Source organism: Serratia sp. DD3, assembly GCF_000496755.2.
The window spans coordinates 18,151-44,024 of record NZ_AYKS02000118.1 but is presented as its reverse complement, the minus strand read 5'-3'; the positions used below and the strand labels follow the sequence as shown (position 1 = coordinate 44,024).

16 protein-coding genes and 1 pseudogene are annotated in these 25,874 nt (G+C 47.9%); 5 read left to right on the top strand and 12 right to left on the bottom strand.

Annotation, left to right across the window (positions count from 1 at the left end):
- Positions 1-177 precede the first annotated feature (177 nt).
- From phnW to phnX, 3 genes are read left to right on the top strand one after another with little or no spacing between them, the layout of a single operon-like run.
- Complete coding sequence (phnW, locus tag IO95_RS21550; RefSeq protein ID WP_037384979.1) at positions 178-1,320, top strand: 2-aminoethylphosphonate--pyruvate transaminase; 1,143 nt, start codon at positions 178-180, stop codon at positions 1,318-1,320.
- Positions 1,317-2,711, top strand: a complete 1,395-nt coding sequence (locus IO95_RS21545; RefSeq protein WP_023492342.1) for an aspartate aminotransferase family protein — start codon at positions 1,317-1,319, stop codon at positions 2,709-2,711. The genes phnW and IO95_RS21545 overlap by 4 nt, the downstream gene beginning before the upstream one ends.
- On the top strand, positions 2,704-3,513 hold the full coding sequence (phnX, locus tag IO95_RS21540; protein WP_023492341.1) for a phosphonoacetaldehyde hydrolase: 810 nt from the start codon (positions 2,704-2,706) through the stop codon (positions 3,511-3,513). Before IO95_RS21545 ends, phnX begins: the two co-directional genes overlap by 8 nt.
- A 124-nt stretch (positions 3,514-3,637) precedes the next feature.
- On the opposite strand, the gene IO95_RS21535 is transcribed toward phnX, so the two are convergent.
- From IO95_RS21535 to IO95_RS21520, 5 genes and pseudogenes are all read right to left on the bottom strand, one after another.
- Complete coding sequence (locus tag IO95_RS21535) at positions 3,638-3,895, bottom strand: antitoxin (RefSeq protein ID WP_037384810.1); 258 nt, start codon at positions 3,893-3,895, stop codon at positions 3,638-3,640.
- Between the two features lie 38 nt (positions 3,896-3,933).
- Positions 3,934-4,189, bottom strand: a pseudogene (locus tag IO95_RS21530) (type II toxin-antitoxin system RelB/DinJ family antitoxin).
- Positions 4,190-4,551: 362 nt separating this feature from the next.
- On the bottom strand, positions 4,552-6,057 hold the full coding sequence (locus tag IO95_RS21525) for an anti-phage dCTP deaminase (protein ID WP_023492933.1): 1,506 nt from the start codon (positions 6,055-6,057) through the stop codon (positions 4,552-4,554).
- A 138-nt stretch (positions 6,058-6,195) separates the two neighbouring features.
- Positions 6,196-6,372: a hypothetical protein gene (locus IO95_RS25730; RefSeq protein WP_023492934.1), complete on the bottom strand. Its 177-nt coding sequence runs from the start codon at positions 6,370-6,372 to the stop codon at positions 6,196-6,198.
- Positions 6,373-6,966: 594 nt separating this feature from the next.
- Positions 6,967-7,506, bottom strand: a complete 540-nt coding sequence (locus IO95_RS21520; protein WP_023492844.1) for a DUF2058 domain-containing protein — start codon at positions 7,504-7,506, stop codon at positions 6,967-6,969.
- A gap of 574 nt (positions 7,507-8,080) precedes the next feature.
- On the opposite strand from IO95_RS21520, the gene IO95_RS21515 reads away from it, so the two are divergent.
- The gene (locus IO95_RS21515) at positions 8,081-9,526 is read left to right on the top strand and encodes a DASS family sodium-coupled anion symporter (protein ID WP_037384806.1); all 1,446 of its coding nucleotides are present in this window, start codon (positions 8,081-8,083) and stop codon (positions 9,524-9,526) included.
- Between the two features lie 129 nt (positions 9,527-9,655).
- On the opposite strand, the gene IO95_RS21510 is transcribed toward IO95_RS21515, so the two are convergent.
- The 6 genes from IO95_RS21510 to IO95_RS26570 form a co-directional block, all read right to left on the bottom strand.
- Positions 9,656-10,432 (bottom strand): ABC transporter permease, encoded by a 777-nt coding sequence (locus IO95_RS21510; protein WP_023491890.1) that lies wholly within the window; start codon positions 10,430-10,432, stop codon positions 9,656-9,658.
- On the bottom strand, positions 10,429-11,364 hold the full coding sequence (locus IO95_RS21505; protein ID WP_037384803.1) for an ABC transporter ATP-binding protein: 936 nt from the start codon (positions 11,362-11,364) through the stop codon (positions 10,429-10,431). The genes IO95_RS21510 and IO95_RS21505 overlap by 4 nt, the downstream gene beginning before the upstream one ends.
- On the bottom strand, positions 11,361-12,521 hold the full coding sequence (locus IO95_RS21500) for an ABC transporter permease (RefSeq protein ID WP_023491191.1): 1,161 nt from the start codon (positions 12,519-12,521) through the stop codon (positions 11,361-11,363). Before IO95_RS21500 ends, IO95_RS21505 begins: the two co-directional genes overlap by 4 nt.
- 46 nt (positions 12,522-12,567) lie before the next feature.
- A complete protein-coding gene (locus tag IO95_RS21495; RefSeq protein ID WP_023491190.1) occupies positions 12,568-13,500 on the bottom strand; it encodes an ABC transporter substrate-binding protein in 933 nt (310 codons plus the stop codon).
- A gap of 491 nt (positions 13,501-13,991) precedes the next feature.
- Positions 13,992-23,348: an autotransporter outer membrane beta-barrel domain-containing protein gene (locus IO95_RS21490; protein ID WP_037384801.1), complete on the bottom strand. Its 9,357-nt coding sequence runs from the start codon at positions 23,346-23,348 to the stop codon at positions 13,992-13,994.
- Between the two features lie 153 nt (positions 23,349-23,501).
- Positions 23,502-23,681, bottom strand: a complete 180-nt coding sequence (locus IO95_RS26570; RefSeq protein WP_037384798.1) for a hypothetical protein — start codon at positions 23,679-23,681, stop codon at positions 23,502-23,504.
- Positions 23,682-23,746: 65 nt separating this feature from the next.
- Between IO95_RS26570 and IO95_RS21480 the strand changes: the two genes are divergently transcribed.
- On the top strand, positions 23,747-24,214 hold the full coding sequence (locus tag IO95_RS21480; RefSeq protein ID WP_023492661.1) for a DUF6795 domain-containing protein: 468 nt from the start codon (positions 23,747-23,749) through the stop codon (positions 24,212-24,214).
- Between the two features lie 442 nt (positions 24,215-24,656).
- On the opposite strand, the gene IO95_RS21475 is transcribed toward IO95_RS21480, so the two are convergent.
- Positions 24,657-25,691, bottom strand: coding sequence for a virulence RhuM family protein (locus IO95_RS21475; RefSeq protein ID WP_023492662.1), 1,035 nt, complete (start codon positions 25,689-25,691; stop codon positions 24,657-24,659).
- Between the last annotated feature and the right edge of the window lie 183 nt (positions 25,692-25,874).

Genomic DNA, 25,874 nt, shown 5'->3' with positions numbered 1-25,874 from the left:
ATGAACCTTGGTGTTGGTCAAGACCAGTAATAACCAATAAAGCCGGAACAGAGAGCTTATCTCATCAAGGGCGTGAAACATGAATTTTTTGTTGCACGATAGGCACCCCCTTTGACCTGGTCGAATAAGTTGCTCACAATGGCTTTATTCTGGTCTATACCAAAAGAGAGCGTAATGATGACCCATATTCCCCCTACACAAGAGGCTGTCGATTATCTATTGTTGACCCCGGGCCCTCTGTCCACCACGGCTTCCGTGCGAGCGGCGATGTTACAAGACAGCTGTACCTGGGATGCTGATTATAATCTTGGCGTGGTGGAACCCATCCGCCGTGAACTGGTGCGCCTGGCAACCAGCCCGGAATTTGCCAACGATTACAGCGCGGTATTACTGCAAGGCAGTGGCAGCTATGTGGTAGAGAGCGTACTGGGGTCCGCATTGGGTGCTGATGACTGCGTGCTGATTGTCAACAACGGAGCCTACGGTGCCCGGATGGTGGAGATGGCTCAATGTCTGGGGCTGAACCATCGGGTGCTGGATTGTGGTGAAACCGCCCGCCCAGAGGTGCAGGATCTGGAAGAACTGTTGATAAGGCACCCTGAAATCAGCCATCTGGCCATGGTTCACTGCGAAACCACCACCGGTATGTTGAACCCCTTGGAACAGGTTGCCAGCCTCTGTCAACGCCATGGGATCCGCCTGATCCTCGATGCAATGAGCAGCTTTGGCGGCATTCCTTTTGATATCGGCCAGCTTGGTGTCGAGTTTCTTATCAGCTCAGCCAACAAGTGCATTCAGGGCGTACCGGGTTTTGGTTTTGTTATTGCCCGTCGCGCCGCCTTGGCCGCTTGTGCCGGTAAAGCCCGTTCAGTCTCTCTTGACCTTCATGCCCAGTGGCAAACCATGGAACAACAGGGGGGGAAATGGCGTTTTACCTCCCCGACCCATACAGTATTAGCCTTTGCCCAGGCGTTGCGCGAGTTGGATGAAGAAGGCGGCGTCAGCGCACGCTATCAACGTTATCAGGAAAACCAACACACGTTGGTAGCCGGAATGCAGGCGCTCGGTTTTGAACCGTTGTTGCCCAAGGAGTGGCAATCTCCGATTATCACCGCCTTCTATTCCCCGACTCATCCCGATTACCGTTTTGTCGATTTTTACCAGCGCCTCAAAGCACAGGGGTTTGTGATCTATCCAGGCAAAGTCTCGAAAGCGGATTGTTTTCGCATCGGCAATATCGGCAATGTCACCCCACAGCAAATTCAGCAGTTATTGGCGGCGATACAGCAAGCCAGCTACTGGCTGGAAGCCAACGCATGAAACACCCGTTGATACTACCCGCTGGTGGGGCGGACACGGAAGGGGATATCAACCAAAGTGCGGCCCGGGAGCAGTGGTGGGCCGAACAAAGCGCAGCCACTCAAGAGTCCCTGGCTGAAGATAGCCGCTACTTTCTCCATCAGGCGCTATCAACGCCCTGCCTTGATGTGCTGACGGCTGCTGAAGGCGCGCTCCTCACCAGCCAGTCAGGTAAGCAATATCTTGATTTTCATGGTAACAACGTGCACCAACTTGGGCACGGCCACCCCAAGGTGGTGAAACGGGTACAACAGCAACTGGCATCACTGCCATTTGTGCCACGGCGTTATACTCACCCTATCGCTATCGAGTGCGCCCGCACCCTCGCTGAATTGGCCCCTGGTGACCTTAACCGGGTGCTGTTTGCCCCTGGTGGCAGCGAAGTGGTGGGGATAGCCCTCAAACTGGCCCGCTTTATTACCGGCAACAGCAAAGTGGTTTCTTTGTGGGATGCGTTCCACGGTGCCTCCCTTGATGCTATTGCCGTCGGCGGAGAGGCCTGCTTCCGTGCTGGCATGGGGCCGCTGATGGCGGGAGTGGAGCGTATTCCACCGCCGACTCGCTATCGCGGGGTTTGGTATCGTGGCGAAGGGGAAGACCTGCACTACGCCGATTACCTTGAATATGTGATTGAAAAAGAGGGCGGGATCGGTGCCTTTATTGCCGAACCTATCCGCAATACCGATGTACAGGTGCCCTCCAAGGCGTATTGGCAACGCATCCGCGAGATTTGCGATCGCCATGGTGTGTTGTTGATTGTTGATGAGATCCCCAACGCCCTGGGGCGCACCGGGCACTGGTTCAGCTTCGAACACTTTGGTATTGAGCCTGATATCATCTGCCTGGGGAAGGGATTAGGCGGGGGCATCGTGCCCTTTGCTGCCTTGATCACCCGTGATCGTTTCAATCAGGCGGCGGCGATTTCCCTGGGTCACTATACCCATGAGAAAAGCCCCATCGGTTGTGCTGCGGCCTTGGCCACCATTGAGGTGATCCGCGAGGAACAGCTTCTCGCCAAGGTGGTTGCCGATGGGGACTTTATGGCGGATGAGTTAGCCAAGTTGGCTCACCGTCACCCGCTGATCGGTCAAGTACGGGGGACCGGCCTGCTGTGGGCGCTTGATCTGGTGCGTAACCACCAAAGCCGTGAACGAGCAACCAAAGAGGCAGAACAACTGCTCTATCGTTGCTTGTCACTTGGGCTCAGTTTCAAAGTCTCGCAGGGCAATGTGATCCAACTGTCACCACCGCTCACCATTAGCCGCGCCGAACTTGCGCGTGCCATTGCTATTCTTGATCTGGCATTGAGCCAGGTTGAAACCACCGTTGAACAGGAGTATTCCCATGTCTGATGTACAAGCACTGATCCTGGATTGGGCGGGCACCGTGGTCGATTTCGGTTCCTTTGCCCCAACCTCCATCTTTGTTGAAGCCTTCTCCCGTGCCTATGATTTCCCGGTGAGCCTGGATGAAGCCCGTCAGCCGATGGGGCTAGCAAAACGCGCTCATATTACCGCTTTAGGGCGTTTGCCATCGGTAGATAGCCGCTGGCAGGAACGTTTTGGTCACCCGATGAGTGACCAAGAGGTGGAGCACCTCTATCGCACCTTTATGCCGCTGCAAATTGAGGCAGTGACCAATTTTGCCACGCCTATTGCTGGGGTATTACCGGTGCTGGCGATGTTGCAACAACAGGGGATGCGCATCGGTTCTTGCTCTGGCTACCCGCGCCAAGTGATGGAGGCTCTGGTCCCTGCTGCCGCAGAACAGGGATATACGCCAGATTATTGGGTGGCAAGCGACGACCTGAAAGCAGGCGGTCGCCCTGGCCCCTGGATGGCACTTGCCAACGTGATTGAGTTGGGTATTGATGGCGTGCATCGTTGCATCAAGGTGGATGATTCGGTACCGGGTATTACCGAAGGGCTCAACGCCGGTATGTGGACCGTAGGGCTGGCGGTTTCCGGCAATGAGTTTGGTGCCACCTGGGAGGAATATCAGGCCATGAGTGAACAGGCGATCACCGCCCGGCGAGAACCAGCTAAGGCGAAGCTGCAACAAGCAGGCGCACACTATGTTATCGACACCTTGGCAGATATTTTACCAGTGATTGCCGATATCAATAGTCGCTTGCAAAAAGGTGAGCGGCCTTAAGCAAGGCTTTTATTAATATCAGGGAGTGATGATTTTGGCGTTAGAGGGAGATAAGCATATTGCCGCTTATATGGCGTCTCCCTCGGTATTGAACCTGTAAGGTCGGATTTCACCTCTTTCCATGTCAGATTACCTCACCGCCAGCGGCAGGTGCATCAATCCATTCACGCTCTTCTGCACTGAGTTCAACTGGTGGGTCACACTGCGCTAGCCGTTCAGTGAGAGCATCCTGCGGAGACCTGAGCGGTTCAACAATCAGCCAGCCATTATCAATGATCAGGCCTACTTCGCTACCTGAGCCCAACGAAAGGGCATTGAGCCGCGCTGGTGGCACCGTCAGCATGACTGAATCGGCAACCTTTTTCAGACGAGTGGTGTGTATAATTTGCCTCCTTTAATGCACATGCGTAAAACTCAATATTAAATATCATCAAGATCTACCCTTATCCGTTTGGTTGGAGTTTTCAAGCGTTCACGAACCACCGCCAGAATATCGGCATCTTCATCTTGCTCGCCCACTATCACAGACACCTCAGCAAACGGCAGCTTTTCATGCTCAGCGACATAACGCAGAAATAACCGTAATACATCGGATGGGGAAAGATTAAGTTTTTCAAGACGCATAATATGCATTCCTTTATAATTCCTCATCTACACGGATTTGTATGGTGCTCATTTGTATTCCTCTGCCATTACAGATGTAACACACCATAATGCATTACATTTGTAGTGCAATCATTGTGATTAATTAAATAAAAATGTATAACTTCATCCGAAATAATTATATTTTCTTATAGGCGGAAAACAGGTAATCCCGATGACCTATTATGTTACTAGGATTATAAAGTGAATCCAGCCCTAAATACTAATAAAAATCAAGTTAACTCATTCGTATTTGGAATGATATATGTATTGAGGTATAATTCCCTTTGATTAATAAATTGAAAACAAGGATCATTATTAAATTTTTTAATGATCCTTGTCATGAATTAATTTCCATTAACTTATATGTCGAAAGAATAGTAGCGCTAGATATAATTACAAATCAAATTTAGCTTTGACATTATTGATTACTTTAGACTCGTAATCAGAATAGCTATCAAGATATTGTGTGTCAACATGATAAGATTCCTCAACACTATATGTAATTGGCTTACCTTGGCTATCTTTTCTTTTCCTATTGTAGCCGAAAAATTTCGCATATCTCTTGGGAGCTACACCTTCAAAGTTTTCAAACAAAACTTTATCAGGTGATGGAGTCTGATCTGACTGACAAATCGTATCATCATGCAACTGCAAGGCTAGGCTTTTTTCATATGGTTCGATATATACAACACGCAGCAAGCCTGCTGCGACAATATGACGAGCACAGACATGGCAAGGATAAGTAGTACAATATAAAGTATTCCCAGTTGTTCCCATGCTTGTATTTCTAGCCAGAGAAACAATAGCATCCATTTCTGCATGAACAGCTCGTGAGTACTCTATTAAATACTTCGCTTTGGTTTCTTTCATTATTTCTTCAGCAAGTTGCTCAGCGTCTTGTTGTTTACATCTTTTTAAAATATTTGTGATTTCCATTTTTAAAAGGGCTTTATGTTTATCATTATGACAACCATTTTTATTAAAGCACCGCCTATCTTTTTTACTCTCTGATGTATAAAGCCCGCCACCGTATTCTGGAACATCATTTCTACCTGTAGCAATTATACTTCCAGACACATCCATTATAGATGCACCTACTTGACGTGATAAACATGCTGATCCCAAAGATGCCGAATATGCAGCATACATTCCTGATTCATCTTTGGTCGGGGTAAGATTATTTGCGCTATGTATTAAATCAATAAAACGTTGAACCGACTTTTTCATTACCTCAGTGTCAAGGTTTTTAATAAAAAAATCTGCTAACTGTAAAGTTTCCTCTACTTGTTGGCCAAATTTTTCTGAGGATTTCCTATCCCTTTCTATAATTTTCTGGACGTTATCTTCACTAATTCCTTCGTCTTTTAAATTCTGTACACGCTCGGCTACAGTTCGTAATAATCCAACAAGATAGAAATTATTTTTATATACTTGATTTAGAAGTTCTACTTCTGAAGGATGTTTTATTTGGTCGATTATATAAGCTGTTTTCTTTGTGTTTTTTGTTAGTTCTCGAGTATCTTTACCATATACTTCTTCACGCAATTCTTGAATCCGCAGGATTGCAAGTTCAGCACAAATGAAATTTTTATTTTCTTCTCTAAGTGTGTCACCAAGATCTTGCAATTTATTATATCGCTCGAAGTTATTTAGCCTTGATGTGCTAACCTTCGTGAACTCAGATATTAAATCACTTATCCTGATGTGCTCTACATGATAACCATTTTGTTTGAGGCAAAAAATGACTTGCTCTTTAAGAGTTTTTATTCCAGAGCCAATTGCTCCACATAGGCCAATAATAAGCTCTTGGGAGCGCCGTCCTTTGATATCATTAATGCTATCAGAATTATGTCTTTCTTTCAATTGAACAGGAATAATATTCTCAGCTGAATGTGCCATGTATTCACTCCAGATATAAATAATTGATTGAGTTTATATATAACATCTATTGATAAGGTTGCAATCAGGTGAATGATATAAATCATTTTATAAAAATAAAAATAAAAATAAAAATAAAAATTTACTAATTTTAATATATTACCAAGTGATTTTTGACGATGCTAACAACACTTTTTCTCTAGCTTTACTTTGAGAAATGGCCTTTCTGCGTTCAACTAAACTTTCAACATTATTTAAAGATGTAGTGTTATCAGTAGACTCATTTCGGTCCACTATTTTTTTTTGTTGTTCAGTCATCTTTAATAAGTAAATCATTATTTTTCCTTAACATTTCGTCACATAAAAACCGAGCGATTATACTTACATCTCATTTTTTTTCAATGAGTATACTGTTCATATACGCTAAAAATGAAACTTTATCAAGTTTGTAAGGCTTAATTCTAGGGTAATACTATATTTAGTATAGATTGTTGTATTCTCTACTATATACATGATTTTCATATAAAAATTTCGTCATGTTATGTGAGATTTTTTATAATAAAAACAATATATTACAAGCTTCCCTATGGTTGATTTTTTTGCATGAATGGCTTGAATCCATACAAGTCCTGGATGAGATAGACTAAGCAAGTGCATTATATCTATGCATACTCGCTTCCCGCGACTTTTCTTATGTCGAACCGCTAGACTTTATGCTGACTGGTACTTACTACACTAGATAGTTCACACTGGATAATAATTAGTGTAGTAGAGATGAAAAAATCACGAAGCAAAAAACACAACCCAATCAGCCTGATAGTAACGGCACTAGCAACTACCAGCGTGCGTTTTTCCATATGCCCTGAGTGAAGATAAAACCTTAATGAAAAGCCCCTTGGGGCTTTTCACCATTCACATCCGAAAAATTAATTACCACATTAAATCGTCGGGTACTTTAAAATCGGCATACGGATCGTCTTCATCTTGCTCTTCCTGACTCAGCGCACTGTTTAATACAATACTGTTGGCATCTCGTTGCGCAATTTTATCAGCGACGCTGGCGGGGATGATGGCGTATTCACTGCCACCACTGCTATCAACCACCAAACGAGCAATGGCGAGGCGGCCATTGATCAACTGAGCTTGGGTTGGCTTATCCACTGCCACTTTTTTAATCAAATTATTATCTGTGAAGTTGAAATCAATATCGCCTTTTGAAATAACGATTCTGTTCATTTCAATCAGTTGCTTCACCTGAGCTTTATATTCTTTCGACAACGCAGCTTGTTTTTGTTGTTCGCTAAGCTGTTTATCACGCTCAAGTTGTGCTTTTTTGTTTTCTTCTACCGCTTCTCTTGCCTCACGAGCTTGAACTCGTGACTTTTTAGCCGTTCTTTGAACTTTGGCCACTTTTTTGCTGGTCACTAATCCCGCTTTTAGCAACTGCTCTTGTAAGGTGAGCTTTGTCATCTTGGTTTCCAAATTCGTTGAATAATTTGTGCGATTATATACCCAAGCTCAATGAAGTTGCAGGACAAAACGCATGGCGTTTTGAACAGTGCCTACGGTTTACCCCAAGGAGCGGGGCTCTGACGAATGGAGTTAGGTGGCGAGGGAAGCGCAAGCTGGTCAGGAACGGATTTGACCACAGCTTGACCACGTCACCTACATGCAGCAACGCTTTCCGCACCAGGGCAAGCAAAGCATTTACCTTTTGCTTTACCGAACCCTGGCTTCCCTCAACTGACCGATGCCATCACTGCAATGCACAACCAGAATGGTGAACTGGCCCAGCTGGTGATCGAAAAGTGATATTCTGGACAAGTTGCTATCTGACAGCAGAGATGAGAAGAAAGCATAAGATCGCCCTCCGGTTTATTCTCTTTGTTAAGAGCCTTGATATATGACGGGTATAAAATAATAAAATCAAAAAATAGAACCATATATATTTTTATATTATTTCCTGCCGCAAGTCATACTTGCTAGGTTATTAACTGAGTAAAAAAACAAATGCTGCGCTATTGTAACAAATAGGAGTGTTATTATGGTAAGTAATGTTAAATGGTTGCCTTTAACTATCATCATCGTTCTGGCATTAATATTCTGGAATATCGCGCCACCTGAAGGGCTGAAGTTGGCCGCCTGGCATTCTCTGGTATTATTTGTTGCTACGATCATCAGCATTGTTATTAATGTGCTACCGATTGGTGCTGTTGGCATCATTGCGATCACCGTTTATGTTGTCCTCAATGCCGGTGGAGATGCCACCGCCGCCGATGCGATTAAAACCGGCTTAAGAAATATGAATAACTCAACAATCTGGTTGATTGTTGTGGCGTTTCTTATCGCGCGAGGATTCATTAAAACCGGCCTGGGGCGTAGAATTTCCCTGATACTGATTACCCTGTTAGGGAAAAGAACCTTAGGCTTAGCTTATGGTTTGGCATTAGCTGACTTGATTCTGGCTCCTGCTATGCCGAGTAATACGGCTCGTTGTGGTGGGGTTCTTTATCCCGTCGCAGACTCATTGGCACGTAGCTTTGAATCCCGGCCAGATGATGCTTCACGTAAAAAAATAGGCACTTTTCTGGTGACTTGCATGGGGAATATCAACGATGTTACTTCCGCCATGTTTATGACAGCCTTTACCGGTAACTTATTGATTGTAAAACTAGCCGCGAATGAAAATATTACTTTGACCTGGACCGGTTGGTTAGTGGCTGCGGTGGTCCCTTGCCTGGTTTCTTTTATCCTTATCCCGCTGGTTATCTACTTTTTTACTGCCAGACCCGAAATCAAACACACGCCTGATGCTCCAAAGTTGGCAAAACAACAGCTGGCAGAAATGGGGGGAATGTCAAAACCAGAGTGGATGATGGCAGGCACGGTTGTTGTGCTGCTTGTTCTGTGGATTTTTTACAAAGTGTTAAACATCGACCCAACCACTGGGGCATTTATTGGTTTATCTCTGCTGTTACTGAGTGGTGTATTAAGCTGGAAAGATGTGATTTCCGAAAAAGGGGCTTGGGATACGTTGATTTGGTTTGCTGCACTATTAATGATGGCAGATCAATTGAAAGACTTGGGCTTTATGTCATGGTTTGGCAACACGGTCGGCCAGGAAGTGAGCGGCCTGGCAGGTAACAGTAATTGGATAGTGCTATTGGTAGTATTGAATGCAGTGTATCTGTATGCGCACTATTTCTTTGCTAGCGGGAATGCGCAAATTGTCGCGCTATACTCAGTTTTCCTCACATTAGGTATCCAACTGGGGATCCCAAGTATGCCAATGGCTCTGATGTTGGCATTTTCCAGTAGCTTCTCATGCTCTTTGACACAATACACCCATGCACGCGGGCCCATTTTATTTGCCCCTGGCTATGTTCCCACCGCCACCTGGTGGAGTACCGGGTTTGTCTGTAGCGTGGTCAATCAGCTGGTGTTGTTAACTGTCGGTCTGGCATGGTGGAAGTTCTTGGGCCTTTACTAACGAGATTATTGATAATCTATGGCTTCTCCTCCTTGAATGAGGGGGAGCCTGTCTGTTGACCTTACTGACCGTACCAGCACCTGGTGGAACCCTGCGTACATTGGCAAAGATACCTGCATCATGTTTTCCTTACTCGGCAGCAGAAACCGTTAGAGTCTGTTGACTCCAGGCGGTGAGATGCCGCACCCAGCGCTCAAACAGCATATCGGTGATGATCGCCAACAGGGCTACCACCACGGCACCCTGGATCACATAGGCAGTATTAAAGCCGCTAAGGCCAATAATAATCGGCGAACCAAGCGTTTTAGTGCCAACGGTGGAGGCGATCGCCGCCGTGCCGATATTAATGATCACCGAAGTGCGGATACCGGCAACAATCACCGAAGCCGCCAGGGGGAGTTCAACACGCCACAGGATCTGCCTAGCACTCATCCCGACTCCTTGCGCAATTTCGCGGATGGCACTGGGTACCGATTCAATGCCCGCCAACGTACCCTGCAGGATTGGCAACAAACCGTACAGTACCAGCGCAATAATTGCCGGTTTTTCGCTAAACCCCATAACCGGTACCGCGACCGCTAACACCGCAATCGGCGGAAAGGTCTGGCCAACCGCCACAACGGTCTCCACCAGCGAACGGAACTCTTTACCTGCACGGCGTGTCACGCCAACCCCAGCGGCCACACCAATCACCACAGCAATCATGCTGGAGACCGCCACTAACAACAGGTGTGCCCATACCAGTGAGATAAAACTGTCTTGCTGATATACAGGCCGATCCAGATCCGGGAACCAGGCGGCAAACAGACCCTGTAGATGATTCATGCCAAACACCAATGCCAGCAGCAGGGCAAAGGTCCAGGGCAGTGGATCGCGTAGCCAGCGCAAGACCGATGACAGGTTCATGACAATGCCTTTTGGCTAATCAAATCACTGAAATACAACACGCCAAGCGCCTCGCCTTGTTCGCCAATCACCGGTAAGCATTCACAGCCCCGGGCCACAAACACCGACAGTGCTTCGCGCAGACTCATGGCGGCGGTGATGGGTTCCCCTTCCGCATGGCCAGGGCGTACCCGCTTAGCCACGGTGCTTAACGACAAGAGTTTGATACCGCGATCGCTGCGGCCAAAGAAATCACGCACAAAATCGTTGGCCGGTACGGTTAATAGCTCCAGCGGTGTGCCCTGCTGCACGATGCGGCCCTGGTCGAGCAACACGATACGGTCCGCCAGGGCCAATGCTTCGTCAATGTCATGCGTCACTAACACAATGGTGCGCCCGGAGAGATGATGAATACGTGAAATCTCAGTTTGCAACGCCGCACGTGTCACCGGATCAAGTGCACCAAAGGGTTCATCCATCAACAACACCTCTGGGTCAGCAGCCAATGCGCGTGCAACCCCAACCCGCTGCTGCTGCCCACCGGAAAGCTGGTACGGATAACGATGACGGAACAAATCCGCTTCCAGATGTAACAGCTCCAGTAATTCAGTCACCCGATCGCGAATTCGTGCGCGTGGCCATTTCAGCAGTTGTGGCACCGTGGCAATATTTTCCTCCACTGTCCAATGCGGAAACAGACCAACCGACTGGATCGCATAACCCATTCGGCGGCGCAGATCCTGCGGTTTAAATTTCTGAATCTCTTCACCGGCAAAGAAAATTTTTCCCTGATCGTGTTCGATCAGTCGGTTGATCATTTTTAACGTTGTGGACTTGCCTGAACCAGAGGTGCCGATCAGTACGGCAAATTCACCCTTGGCAATCTGCAATGTAAGATCGTCCACCGCGGGCTTACCCTGAAAAATCTTGCTGACCTGATTAAACTGAATCATCGGCGTGACACTTCCAAAATTGAAACCATAAACTTGAACAGTGAATCGACGATTACCGCCATCACGATCACCGGAATAACCCCCAGCAGCACCAAATCCAGTGCGCTACTGAGCAGGCCCTGGAACACAATAGCGCCAAAACCTCCGGCACCAATCAGCGCCGCGACCACCGCCATGCCGACGGTCTGCACCGCAAGAATACGCACGCCGGTCAGGAACAACGGCAACGCCAGCGGTAACTGTACGCAGAAGAAAACCTGCCCACGCGTCATCCCCATGCCACAGGCGGATTCGATCACGCTGGCTGGCACAGTTTGCAACCCAGCGACAACACTGCGTACCAGCGGCAACAGGGCGTACAGCACCAACGCAAAAATTGCCGGTGCCATACCAATGCCACTGACGCCATGTTCTGCCAGCCAAGGAAATGCTTTCGCCAAACCCGCCAAAGGCGCGATCAACAGGCCAAACAAGGCAATCGACGGAACTGTCTGGATAATATTCAGTGTGGAGAATATAGGCCTCTGCCAGCGTGCAGAGCGAAAACACAACACCCCGAGCGGCACACCAATCAATAATGTCGGCACCAGCGTCGCCAATAGGATAGTCAGGTGCTGTAACAGCGCGGCATCAAACACATCTTGCCGATTGTAATACTCTTTCAACAATGAGAGTTGATCCAACTGATGGCTGAACAACAGCACCAGTGCAGGCAATATCACCAACAGGTTGCTGAGCATGCGCCATAAATGCGAGGAGGTAATGCGAGTGATGGCGTCGGCAGCCATCAGCAGGCTCAGCGCTAGCATCAGCCAACAACCGCTCCCCAAGGAAGTGCGCGCCAGTTTGGAACCTTGTTGTGCCAACTGCAGGGCGGCATGGCCGCTTATCCACAGTGTGAGCGTCAGCAGCGTCGAAGCCGCCAGCACGGTTAATAACGCATTGCGCCTGAGCGGTGCCAATAGGCTGAGAGCCGCCAGTAGCAACAGGGGCGCCAACAGCCACAGCGGCGGACCGTGCAATAGGGACATCAGGGAAATACTCGTGCCCGATAACAGGCGATTGGGGGCATAACTGAGAAACGGCAGCCCAAATGCAGCCAGCAGCAACAGAATAAACAGTGTCAGTAATACGCGGTTTTTTACGGCAATAATCAAAGAAACTCTCCGGCTCCATGTCGGCCCCCATTGGGGGCCAGAGATGTTATCCCTTCACCAAACCTTTCTCTTTAAGGTAAGCCGCCGCAACCTGTTTGGCGTCCTGACCTTCCACCGCGATCTGCGCATTGAGTTTTTGCAGCGTCGGACCGTCCAGTGAAGCGAATACCGGTTTTAGTAATTCAGCGATGTTGGCATGCTGTTTAAGCGTTGCTTCACGAATAATCGGTGCTGGCGCGTAAATCGGCTGCACTCCCTTTGGATCTTCCAGCGTTTGCAGCCCCAGCGCTGCTACCGGGCCGTCGGTCCCGTAGGCCATCGCCGCGTTCACACCGGAGGTTTGCTCCGCCGCCGCCTTGATGGTCACCGCAGTATCACCACCGGCCAACGACAGCAACTGATCCTGGTTCAGCTTAAAGCCGTAGGCATCCTGGAACGCGGGTAGGGCATCCGAACGCTCGATGAATTCAGCTGACGCCGCCAGCTTGAACTTGCCGCCAGCGTTGATCCACTTGCCCAGATCGGCCATTGTTTTCAGATGATTGGCATCCGCCAGGTCCTGACGGATAGCAATGGTCCAGGTGTTATTGGCCGGCGCGGCATCCAACCAGACAATTTTGTTCTTGTCATAATCCAGCTTTTTCACTTTCTCAAAACCGGCCTGAGCATTTCTCCATGCAGGGTCTTTTTCATCAGAAAAGAAAAACGCACCGTTGCCGGTGTATTCCGGATAGATGTCAATTTCACCGGCAGTGATCGCGCCGCGCAACACTTTGGTGGTGCCAAGCTGTAACTTATTGGTGGTTTTAATGCCGTTAGATTCCAGCACCTGTACGATGATGTTACCGAGCAATGAGCCTTCGGTATCAATTTTAGAGCCAACGCGCACCGTATCGGCTGCTTGCGCCATACCAACGCTCGCGGCAAGCAAACCCAGCGCCAGAGCAAAGACACGACCACGTGAAGGGGCGATTACCATACTTTTTCCTCTTGTTGTGTATTGTCCAGCTATTTGGCCAGAACGATTGAAAAATCTTGAGAAGCGCGCGTCCATCGCACTATAAATGTTTCCGTCGACCAGTACCTTTGGACAGAATACCCGGTATGCTCACAGCAGGGCGACCTTATTGTTTTATCTCTGAACCTACATCCTCAAAGCATCAACATCTCTGGCCTTCAGTGTCAGGATATTCCTGGTTGGCGTGTAAGATGTACTATCTTGCGTATCATCCTGCGTCATTTGGCAGATAATACTTTCTGAGCGAGGAAAGCCGACACACATGCAACTGGCAAGTATGACGGATATATCAGACTAATACAGCCCATTTTATACCAAAATGATCAGCCGGGTCAGGGAGTCTCCCCATGTGCTGGATGGGTTGCTGTATCACCTCATCAGGTCATAACAGGTGTGCGGTTCCCCGCACACCTGCCATCACATCAAGACATTAAAGAAAACAGATCAAGCCCTTAGAATTTATACCTCACCCCCAGCATCGCCGCTTTGTCATCATAACTCTGTTGCCCAATCTGGTTGGTCAGGCTACCCCAGACACTCAGGTTGTTGTTGACCTTACCTTCGACACCGAGTTTCACTTCAACCAGATGACGGCTGCCAGTCTGTTGCATCTCCATGCCATCCATCGTCACACCCGCCAGACGGGTGTTGTGGATCCAGTTCAGTTCCAGATAGCTGGTCAGGATCTGTGGATGCGCTTTATCCGCTCCTAATTGCGTATCGTTAGAGAACTTGGCACCCAAACGCGTTTGCAGATTATTCTGTCCACTCTGCTGTACCAACGTGCCGTTGTCCTCGGTGAGATCACTCATCTTCGCACCGTTGAGAGTGAGCTGGGCTTGCGGCGTGATATAGCCACTGTTGTCAGCCACCTGATAGACCTGGAACGGATAGCCCCCCTCCACCGACATGCTCACACCACGCAGGTGGTATTTTTCACTGGAGAGCAGATCACCGTTCACTGAACCTTCAAACCACTCGTACTGCAGCCAAGTGTGGACATAAGGGCTGTTATGTTTGACGGCATTCTGATACCAGGTGCCGTAGACACCGATACTGTAACCCGTCAGGCTGTTATCCGCCTTATAGGTCAGTGACGTGGCGTCGGTGGTACCGGTAGAGCGTGCATAACCGGCCATCACGCCTACACCCACGTAATCCTTACCCGTCAACTGGCCATCCCACACTTCGCCACCCAACTGGGTCACAAAGCGACTGCTGGTATTGGAGAGCTGCCCGCTGGCATCCTTGAATTTGTTGCGTGAGATAGATTGACGTAACCACAGGCTGGTATCCATATCGTCCGTGCCATTGGCGGTACTGCTGGCGCTCATGTCTTCCAGGCGGCTGTTAAACAGAGTATTGGCCGCCGCAATATTGGCGATATAGCCTCCCGCTTCTGGACGATAAGTCGGTTGGACATAGTTCGAGCGCAGATACCAGTTGCCATTGGTCGGGTCAGCCGTCGTGCCTTGATAGAGGAAATATTCCAAAGCTCCAGCTACCGCACGGCCATTGAGGGTAAAGGTAGCGGCAGAGGTGCCGCCAACACTGATGATTTCAATGCCGTTCGTGTTTTGTGCCCCTTGACCGCCGATATTATTCACCGCCACGGTCCCCGTTCCCGACGTGTCGCCCGCTATCACTAGTTTATCGGTGGGTGAGTTATCGCCGGCCAGGACGCTATCAAAGGTCAGGTTACCGCCTTGACCAATATAATCACCATTAACGGTGAGGGTGCCGTAATCAACGCCATTAGCACTGCGGCCTACCAGAACATTCCCCTCATTGGTAAGGTTACCAGTTACGGTGCCATCACCACCGAAGGTGCCATAGGTCTGTACAAAGACATCGCTATTTAATACCACCGGGCCACTTGCCGCAGGTAAGACTGCGCTCATGAGAGCTGGCTCAGTGCCAATGATCAAAGACCCTGCCTGCACCACGGTGGCATTGGCAGTCACAGTGCTGCTACCGATATATACCATGCCGTTACCTTGCTTGGTCACCACGCCCGTGCCGCTAATCGGCGTAGTCAAATTCCAGTAGCTCGTATTGCTCAGTATGAGATTGCCGTTATTGTTCACCGACGCCGCACCAAAGTTTTTAGCTTCGGTTGCCGTCATCGCATTGTCTGATTCCAGCGTGAAAGTACCGCTATAATTACTGTTATCATTCATTAACAGAACATCAGAGTTATTGGTCAGTAGCGTATTGCCAGAACCGGATAGCGGGTTATATAAACCACCAACGGCATCATCGAGATTTAAAGTGCCATCGACAATAATCGCACCAATACCCAGCGCTTTGGTTTCTTTCAATAACGCTGTAGCACCTGCGTTAATATCGGTGATACCGCGATAATCAGGGCTGTTGCTCGTCAGTGTTAATATTCCACCCGTGAGTACTAAGCCACCCTTGCCAGTCAACATGCCGTTACTTAATCCGCCATTGCCAACGGTTAGAGTACCTTCGCCCATATCCAGCAGCGCGTTGGCTTCTGTGTTCAGTGTGCCGACACTTTGTGTGTAGGTACTTAAATCAACTGTTGCGCCATTGCTAATACTTAAGTTGCCGGTATTACCCAGCGCGGAATTAGACCCTAGCTGTAAAATACCTGAACGCACCAAGGTAGCGCCTGTGTAGCTGTTGGTGTCATTAGACAACACGACGATGGAACCATCGTTAGGCGAGTTCACCGCCAAATCACCCGTACCGATAATTTGTGCAGTGAGTTCATTAGCCGCCGTGCCGTTATCCGCCAAAGCTCCTGTCAGTACTAAAGCGTCGTTAGTCGTTGTCAAAAGATCCAAGACAGACAAGCCATAATTCATATACAACCCATCCAGCGCTTCTCCCGTGGTCAAACCAAAACCAAAGGTGCCTGTTGCTGCAACTGTGGTGCTATTGGGATTGAGAATTCCTTGCTTATAAGTGGAGGTAATGGGTGTATTGGTGCCATCAGTTAAGGTCAACTCTTGACCCGTTCCAGTTGCAGTACCTTGGATTAAACCCACTACGATCGCCCCGGTATCCAGGCTTAATACGCCAAGACCGGTAATATCAGGCTGCACATTTGCCGGTAATGCCACGCTCACCGTACCGCCACCTGTGGTATTAATTGAGGTTGCATTGATGGTGCCAGCTGCAGTCAATTGCCCATTGTTTTCAATGATTTGGTCATAAATCAGGGTGCCCCCATTAAAGGTTAACGCGCCGATGGATTGCGTTCCTGTTCCCACCGTGGTGGTGCTGCCTGTATCTAAGTTCAGCGTAGTGCTGGTATTGCCTGTGGTGTTATCACCAGAAAGCAGGAACTGGGTATTGAACAGGTTGACCGTACCCGTAAAGCCATTGCCGATATTCGCACCAAAACTAAATTGGTTATTGTTCGTGGTAACATTCATCACGCCTGTACCAATTAGCTGATTATCAAAAATAAAATTACCATTATTGTTGATATTCAAGGTGTCGCTGCCCGTCACGATATCGACGATGGTGGCAGTATTAAGCAAGTTAGCGCTATCGATATTGAGTGTTGAGCTGTTGTTGATACTGACCGTGCCGAGGAAAGTATTGGCATTAGTATTAATTAAATCCACGTTACTGCCTGATAACGCCCACGTCCCTGCACCACTGAGAACATTATTTAATGTGCCGGTTAATTGATTAAAGATTAAGGTGCTACCCGTTTCGATATCAACCGCACTCGCCCCCAGATTTTGGTTGTCACTGACACTCAAGGTGCTGGTACCGACAATATTGATCAGGCCATTTAACCCGCTGTTATTACCAGAGAGCGCCATATTGGCCGAGTTATTAATCAACACGGTGGAATCAGTCACTCCGGTCAACATGTTGGCAACCGTATCTGTCACTCCGCTGAAAATTAGCTGTGAAGTGTTCGTCAGCAAGTTCACTGTAGCCGCCGCATCACCCAAATTATTGGCAGCCGTTACCGTCAATGCACCGTCAGCATTAACGTTATGAGTACCTGAAAAAGTACTCGCGCCAGACAATTGCACCGCGGCGTTAGTATTGATGACGCCAGCACCTCTAAACTGATTGGCAAAGGTATTCGCACCGTTGAAATTTAAGGTACCCCCTACATCCACCAGGCTGCTGACGCCAAGATTACCCGTACTGTTGAGTGTGACTGTGGCCCCAGAAGCAATATTGGTCGCGGCGGATAACGTATTATTATCAGCAGATAAGGTCAGTGTGCCTCCGGTGACATTCAGGGTACCGGCACCCGTTAATCCACCCACGGAATCGGAAGTACCGCCATTGCTTATGTTCAGCACACCTTGTGCGAGGTCAATGGTTCCCGAATTCGCCAATACTTTAAGATTTTGACTGTGCCTATCAAGATTCCAGGTAGCCCCGGTATTCACGGTCAAGGTTGACGTGCCACCAAGCACATTATCAGCGCCAGAGATCAGGTTGCCAGCACTGATGGTTGTCGCTCCCGAATAATCATTGTCGTTATTGGAAACCGTTAAAGGGCCGTTAGTGGCATCAAAAAAGATGTCACCCGTGCCGGTAATCAAAGCTGTGAGTTCCCGATTAGACGTAGGGTCAGTGCCTGTGGCAACTTTCAAGGCATTGGCGCCATTGAATACTAAATTCAACTCGGTTAAGCCGTAATTCAGATAAAGCCCTGCGGCACCGGAAGTGTCACTGTCCGTCAAGGCGTAGTTATAGGTTGCGATGGCAACGGTATCTGCTCCCTGAGTAATGTTCGCCGTCACCGCAGTACTCGAATCAATGGCAACCCCATTGATCTGTAAGGTGAGGTTACCTGCACCTACCGAAGGACTAGTAGCATTGATTAGCTTAGAGCCCACCACACCGCGGTTTTGATCGAGAATGGAAAGGCCTGTCGGTACAGGATTGACGTTATCCCATCCGAGCCCGGTATTGAGATTAATAGCGCCACCATTAGCCGTAAATGTACTTACATTTAACACACTTTCTGCTTCGGCTAAGGGCGCGCCAGCGGTAAAGGTCAGAACAGCGTCATTGTTGATTTCCAGATTCTGTATGCTGGGATTACTGGATACACTAGGCACGCCCACTGTAGTTACACTGCCCGAGTTAAGGGTTAGTGAAGCTCCAGCTAAAGTAGCTGCGTTGGTATCAGCCAAAGAGAATTGAGTATCTTGTAAAGTCACTGTGCCAGCAAAACCCGTACCAACGGTATTAGCAAAATCAAAAGCGCCATTGGCGGTATTGACGTTAACCGTACCTGTACCGAGCAATTCATTGCCAAGTGTGAAGGCACCCGTGGTGTTAATATTGAGCACGCTGTTGCTATTAGCAAGATTGAGCGCTGTTCCAGCATCCAAGGTCGTAACCTGATTCATGGTTAACACCGCCCCGTTATTAAGAACGATGTCGCCAGTGAGGCCAGAAACGCGGGTCGTATTATCCGACAAATCGATACTACTATTGGTTAATATCCAATTCCCTGCGCCAGTTAACGTGTTATTCAGCGTTGATAAAATGCCACTATTGTAACCATCAAAAATCAGCTGCCCGCCACTGGCAATGGCTACTGAACTTCCACCTAAATGCATGCTGTCGCTGGCAGTCAGGGTGCTGGTGCCGTCAATATTAAATAATCCTGCAAAACCTGAGTTATCGGTGCTTAATACCGTATTGGCGCTATTGATAACCTCCACGGATGAGCCCGTTACGCCCACAAGTGCCGCCGTTAATGAATCATTAAAGCCATTCAAGATCAGTTGAGCGCCACTATTGAGCAAATCAACAGTACTCGTACCTAAATTGTTAGCTTGAATGGCGGTCAGGCTACCGGGTGAAGTCACATTATAGAAACCAGTAAATCCGGTGTTATCAGCGGCCAACGTAATGGCAGCGTTGGCATTAACAGCGCCCGCGCCTGACAACACATTATCGAAGTTAGCGTCAGCGGCATTGAGATTCAAGGTGCCAGCAACACTAATCCCCCCTGAGCCCAAAGCGTCCGCGGCACTTAAGGTAACAGCAGCGCCTGTATTAATGTTCGTTTGTGCCGTGTAGCCATTATTCGCCGCTGAAACGGTAAAAAGACCATTTTGAACATTTAAGTTACCTGTGCCTACTAATCCGTTAACGCTGGATGAAGTACCGCCGTTAGTAAGAGTTAACGTACCACCAACAAGATCAAGGATGCCTGCATTCGTCAAAGAGCCTACTGTTTGCGTGAAACCGCCGAGGTTAACGATCGTGCCTGCTAATGTGATTAATGATGACGTATTGCCCAATGCACCATCAGCGCCAACATTCAATGTGCCTGAATCTACGCTAGTAGTACCTTGATAATTATTCGCACCATTATTCAAGGTAATGGGGCCACCAGTGGCATCAATAGCTAAGTTACCTGTACCTGTGAGTTGCGCGCTTAGCCCTGTGTCAGTGGCTCCTGCTGACGTTAATGTGAGGGTTTGCCCGTCCAAAATTTGCGATACAGATAATTGTTCATAAATACTTAATCCCAGATTACTGACCAAAGAAAAACTGAAGGTATTTAAAGCAACATTATTACCCCCTTGGAAATAAGCGACATCTCTGCCTGGAGCAAGAGTCGCACCGCTAAGGTCCGTCAGGGTAAAATTAGCCAACTGGGCTGGAGTCAGTGAATTTTGGCTACTTACCAGATCCATTAATACCCCAGTATCGAGGTCTAACAGGTTGCCTGAGGTTAACAATTGTGGGTCAGCTTGAATGGTAGAATTACCCGTGGTACTTAATGTGTTCGTAGTAATAAGAGCGCCGGTGGTAAAACGCAGCGCCCCGCCACCAAAGTTTAAATTACCAATATTGTAATTACCGGCGGACATGGTAATCACACTGCCCGAGTTATCACTTAATGTTGCATTCTGTAATACGGCACTATTAATGGGTGTTAAATCCAAAATGGTATTCGAAATATTGGCGGTTCCAGCAAAGGCGTTACCTACGCCAGCACCCGCACTAAAACCTGTACCCGCATTATCAATATTAAGGATACCGTTACCTGTCAGTGCATTATTGAAGGTGCCAGCGTTGGTTAAATTCAAAACACCATTTAACTCAATAGCAGCACTACCTAACTGGTTGCCCGGCGAAAGAACACTGTAGTCACTCGCATTTAATGTGCTACCGAGTTCAACATTCCATGTACCCACAAAAGTATTAGCACCGGTTAAGGTTACGTTAGCACCATTTAATAACTCAGTATTACCAACCCCGCCAATCACAGCGCTGAAATCACCATTATAATCAGCGCCAAATACCAGTTGATTTGTACCAATGCCTGACAAATTAATGGTGCCGGAAGTGACATTATTAGTATCACTCAAGATTAGCTGAGAGGCAGTATCCAAGTTAATCGCAGAGAAATTTTGTAATGACGTGGTGGGAGCCAATGCAATAACAGAATTAATTAAACTCAGCGTGTTAATTCCCGTGCCTGCATTCAGTAACCCCAGTTCTATTGGACTCACGAGGCTTGAATTATAAATATTGAAAAGATCATTGTCTGTCCCGGTTTGAATATCCGCAACGGTAGCGCCTTGATAAATATTAACGGTATTAATACCATTACCTAAATCAATCACATCATTGCTTACTGAACCCGTGTTAAGCGTTAACACATCATTACCCGCGCCACTGGTGAGGGCTGCTAATGTTCCATTATTGGTAATGGTGTTACCGATTCCCCCCATTGCAACGCTACCACTGACAAGGCCATTATTGGTTAAGGTTTGCGCTAGAGCGCCATTATCGTAACTGATGGCAGTGATTCCAATAAGAGAGGTATTAGGGCCGACAATTACGCTTTCCGAACCAGCAAGCGTGCCTGTGGTGGAGATACCTTTACTGCCACCCGCGATTGAATCAATGGTGAGATAAAAATTGGTTAAATCCAGTGCTGCGGTTGTGCGAAAACCAATACTGGCAGGATCCGTAAGATTGATGATGTTGGTTCCGGCGTTAAAATTATAACCCCCCGCCCCCCCCGCGAACGTGAACACAGGGCCAGCACCGTTGTTATTAATCGTGGTATTGCTGAGATTTACTGTCGCGGCACCACTCGCTTTAACAATCGCTTGTCCTGTGCCATTGATATTAAAGGTTGTTCCGTCAATAGAATGGGTTCGAGCACCTGTAGTGGAAGAGAAATTAATGCCGTTAGCGGCATTGGTGGTCGCAATAGTACCGCCGGTTAGATTGAGGATGGTATTGGCATCACTGAGCGTAATACCGTTGCCCGCGATAGCATTAATAATACCCCCCGTGCCAATCACATTCATGGTTTTACCAGCGGCCAGTGTTGACGTGAGGGTGATGCCCGAAATATTACTGGTGATCGTGCCCGCATTGGTGATATTCACGGTGCCCGCAGAAGCATTATCCGTCACGTTGATGCCCGTGGCTTTGACAATATTGCCCGCACTGTCATTCATAACCACAACATTGCCCGCTGAGCCTGTTGCGGTTTCACTGACATTAATCCCAGTACCTGCGCTAGGGGCACCAACACCAGTACCATCCGAAGAAATCAGTCCATTAGAACGGATATAGATATTACCCGTTCCACCCGCACCCGTTTTGCTGACATAAATACCGTTGTTGCTAGCGCCTGAGGCGACAATAAGACTGGATCCCGCCCCTAGGTTATAAATCACATCACCCGGAGAGGTAGGGCCATTATCAATCTTGGAACCGACAGTGCTGGATGCATTACTGATCACATCCCCCGCCAGATTATTCATAATAAGAGTAGCACCGGTACCAAATGTCCCTGCTCCAGTATTATAAGAGCCTATCTGCACACCGTTATTAGCCACCCCTAATGGGTTTTGCGCAGAAAATGCCATATTAACAATGGCACCATCATCAATCTGGTAACTGTAGGTTTTTCCTGTTCCTCCTTTGTCAGCAGGTCCATTAGTAAAAACACGGCCTGTGGCTGTTACGTTGGAAGTCCCATAAAAATGCATCAAACTATTAGCCGCATTACCCATACCCCAAAATATGGCTGGATATCCACCACTACCCAACCCAGCAACAGTACTTGTGCCGGTGAATTCCACCGTAGTCGCTAAAGCCAACTGGATAAAAGCAGCATAAGTGATACTTCCATTAAAATTAACCAGTCGCAACACACTGTTATTATTGGCAGGCAAAGATGTCCCACTATCATCACCAAGAGAAACTATTTTGCCATTTGGTATAGTTCCAAAATTATCAAGACTCACTGTAACGGCTGTTGTGGTATTAGTGACCGAGTAAAATATAGGACCGCCATTATTGGAGCTAATATTACCAAAATTTTGAAAAGTCAGATTGCCAGAATCCGTTGCCGCACCAGTGAATGCCTCAGCTGCATTAAAGGTAAAATTATTTCCCCCACCATCAATAACCAGGTTATGTCGATTATTAGTATTATTTAACAAAACAGGAATAGATGAAGGAATGACCAAGGGAGCGGTGATAAGTACTGTCGTTGGCGCATTTGTCGCACTATTATTGATTGCATTCGTTAATGCCAAAACGGTACCTACCTCAACGCAATTCGGATCTGCCGAGCATTGAATCGCTGTGATGGCATAGGCGTTTTGATAGATGGCCAGAGAGGAAAAAAGTGATAACGCGATAGCGCTATTTCTGAATAAGTTATTAGATTGAGTCCTTTTTTTATTACTTTGATGAGAGCAACTACTGTGGTTGGCTGTTTTCTGTTGACTCTTGGTAAGCTCACTGACAACAACCCAAACCTGTAATGCTGCACTCCATATGACTCTGTAGGACTTATTCATGTTTAATCCCTCTACTGATATTCTGGCAACCCATTGTTTTTAAAAAAATCACCATGTGGCATTAAAACGAGGCATAACGCAAATAAAAGAAAATCTCTATTAAAGCGTAGACTCTTTTTTTTATATTTCAACCAAGAGGAGAGATGCTGAATATTAAATTAACGCTATGTTTTTAATGAATAACGAGCTGGTCAGATAGACTTGTTCATTAAGCGTATCCTGCAGAAAATCGTAAAGGTTCGCCATAGTCGCTTGGGGAAGCCACAGCGTTTCTTGTTCAAAACGGTACTCAACGGGCACTTTTCCATCGCCGCATGAGTCTGCTTCGTGCATTGTGTCGCCCGCGTATACTGCTACCACGCAACAGGAAAATATCAGAACGCAAAAGGATTCGCGCCATGTCAGTTACCACATTCCGCATCACAAGCCTGGCCATCTTTGCTCTGCCATGGTTGCTCAGCGGCTGCGTTTACCATGATTACCCCACCCCGCAGATTGAGGGCACGTTGACTAACGCTGGAAAGCCACTGGCCGGGGTAGCGGTTTCGTTAACTGAATTCGACCGCCAAATCGCCACGGCACAAACCGACAGCAACGGGCATTTTTCAATGGCACCAAAGGGTAATTGGCATGTGTTTATTCCCGTAGGGCCACAAGACCGCCTGAGTCACTGGTCGCTGACAACAACTGACCATCAGGGACAAGAAATTAGCATTTACACCAGTCAGCGCCTTGGCGGGGTTTTCTCGGGCTATTCAAGAAACGACCGAGTGAAACTGAACTGCGAACTATCACCAGCAGGCGAGAAGAGTCGAAGCCAGGAAAGCACTCTATTCTGCGAACCCATTCCCGTTAACGACCCGTAATTACCAGGTGATGCGGTTGCTTAGGAACAGCCGAGATGCGGGTGAAATCTAAATAACTACGCGTAATAGTGCGACAGGTGGGAGTGAGGCAAGTTAGTCGACCTTGGCGCGCATGGACGCGCGATACAAGCCCCCAGGGAGAGGTTTACTGCGTGCCGGCGTTCCTGATCACTCCCAGCTACCAAAAAGATCAAGTGTAGCGGTATTAGGAACATCTATTTAGGGGGATGGTATCCCGATCTTTCGGTGGAAATATCGTAATGATTTTTTTATTGAGATTTTTTGATTTAACGGGGGCGGTGAATATTTGGCGGAGATCACAGGAGTCGCATTTGATCGCTAGTGCTATTGAATTTACTTAATTTTATCGTGTTGGATTTTGGTTGGTGCCCCCTATAATGCCCCCAAAAAATTTTGCTTGTGGAAACTGGGGGCATTGAAGCTATTTTTTGGTATCGGTTTTCCACCGCAGTAAACCGGCGATATCCTTTTCCCCCTCAACTTCTTTTAAGCGGCGTTGCTGCTCAGCAAACTGGACGTATTCAGCCTGCGCTTTTTCATCTGCCGTTTTCTTACTTACCGTGCCTGTTCCTTGTAGAACCTCGCGGTCATTAAATTGCAGGAACTGATCCAGCTTTTCCTGCCAGTCACGCAGGAACACCTGCTGGCGACGCCTGGCCTGATCTTCGGCAAAATCCAGCCACATGTTGACCACGCGGTTAAGTTCGCTGACTTCGTCTTGATTGAGGTAGTTTTTCGCCACCGTCACATCGCTTTTACGCACCTCTTCACCTTTATAGCTACTCAAGCCCATATGGGGCTGGCTGGCATCAGCACGTTGGTGGATCAGTTCGGCAGCAGTATGACCGGTACAGGCAAAATGCAGTTTGTTCTGGATGGTTTGAAAAAACAGCGTTGTTTCTTTGAGTGAAGGTTGGTAGTCGGCGGCTAACGCAAAAATCTCCCGAACCCGCAAATAAACCCGCCGCTCGCTGGCACGAATATCGCGGATGCGTTCCAACATCTCGTCAAAATAGTCAGGCACGGCAGAGGAACCCACGGGCGGATTTTTCAGCCGCTCATCGTCCATCACAAAACCTTTGATCAGGTATTCCTGGAGCGTTTGGGTTGCCCACTGGCGGAATTGGGTACCTCTAGGTGAACGAACGCGGTAGCCAACAGCAAGAATGACGGGCAGGCTGTAGTGAAGCATATTACGATTTACCTGACGGCTCCCTTCCTGTTGAACTTGTAAGTAAGACTTACAGGTTGCGTTTTGCTCAAGTTCACCTTCGTAGATCGCTTTAATGTGTTGTGTGATGGCTTGGGGAGTGACCTGGTAAAGGTTCGCAATAGTCGCTTGAGGTAGCCATAGTGTTTCTTGTTCAAAGCGGCATTCAACGCGTACTTCACCGTCATCGCTGGCGAACATAACAAATTCACCTGCAGGGGATTGGGTTAAGTGTTTATCTGTCATGCCGCCCTCCGCTTTGATCCGACTTACAATGCTGTATCCGCGTAGTATGCCAGAGATCCACGTTGAAGCTCATTGCGTGCCTGGATAAGAGTACACATTTTTATCATCGGTTGCGCATGGCAGCAGTAGTGCAAAGCGGACGTTGGTGGGAGCTTTACACTATATTTGGGAGCGATGGGAAAC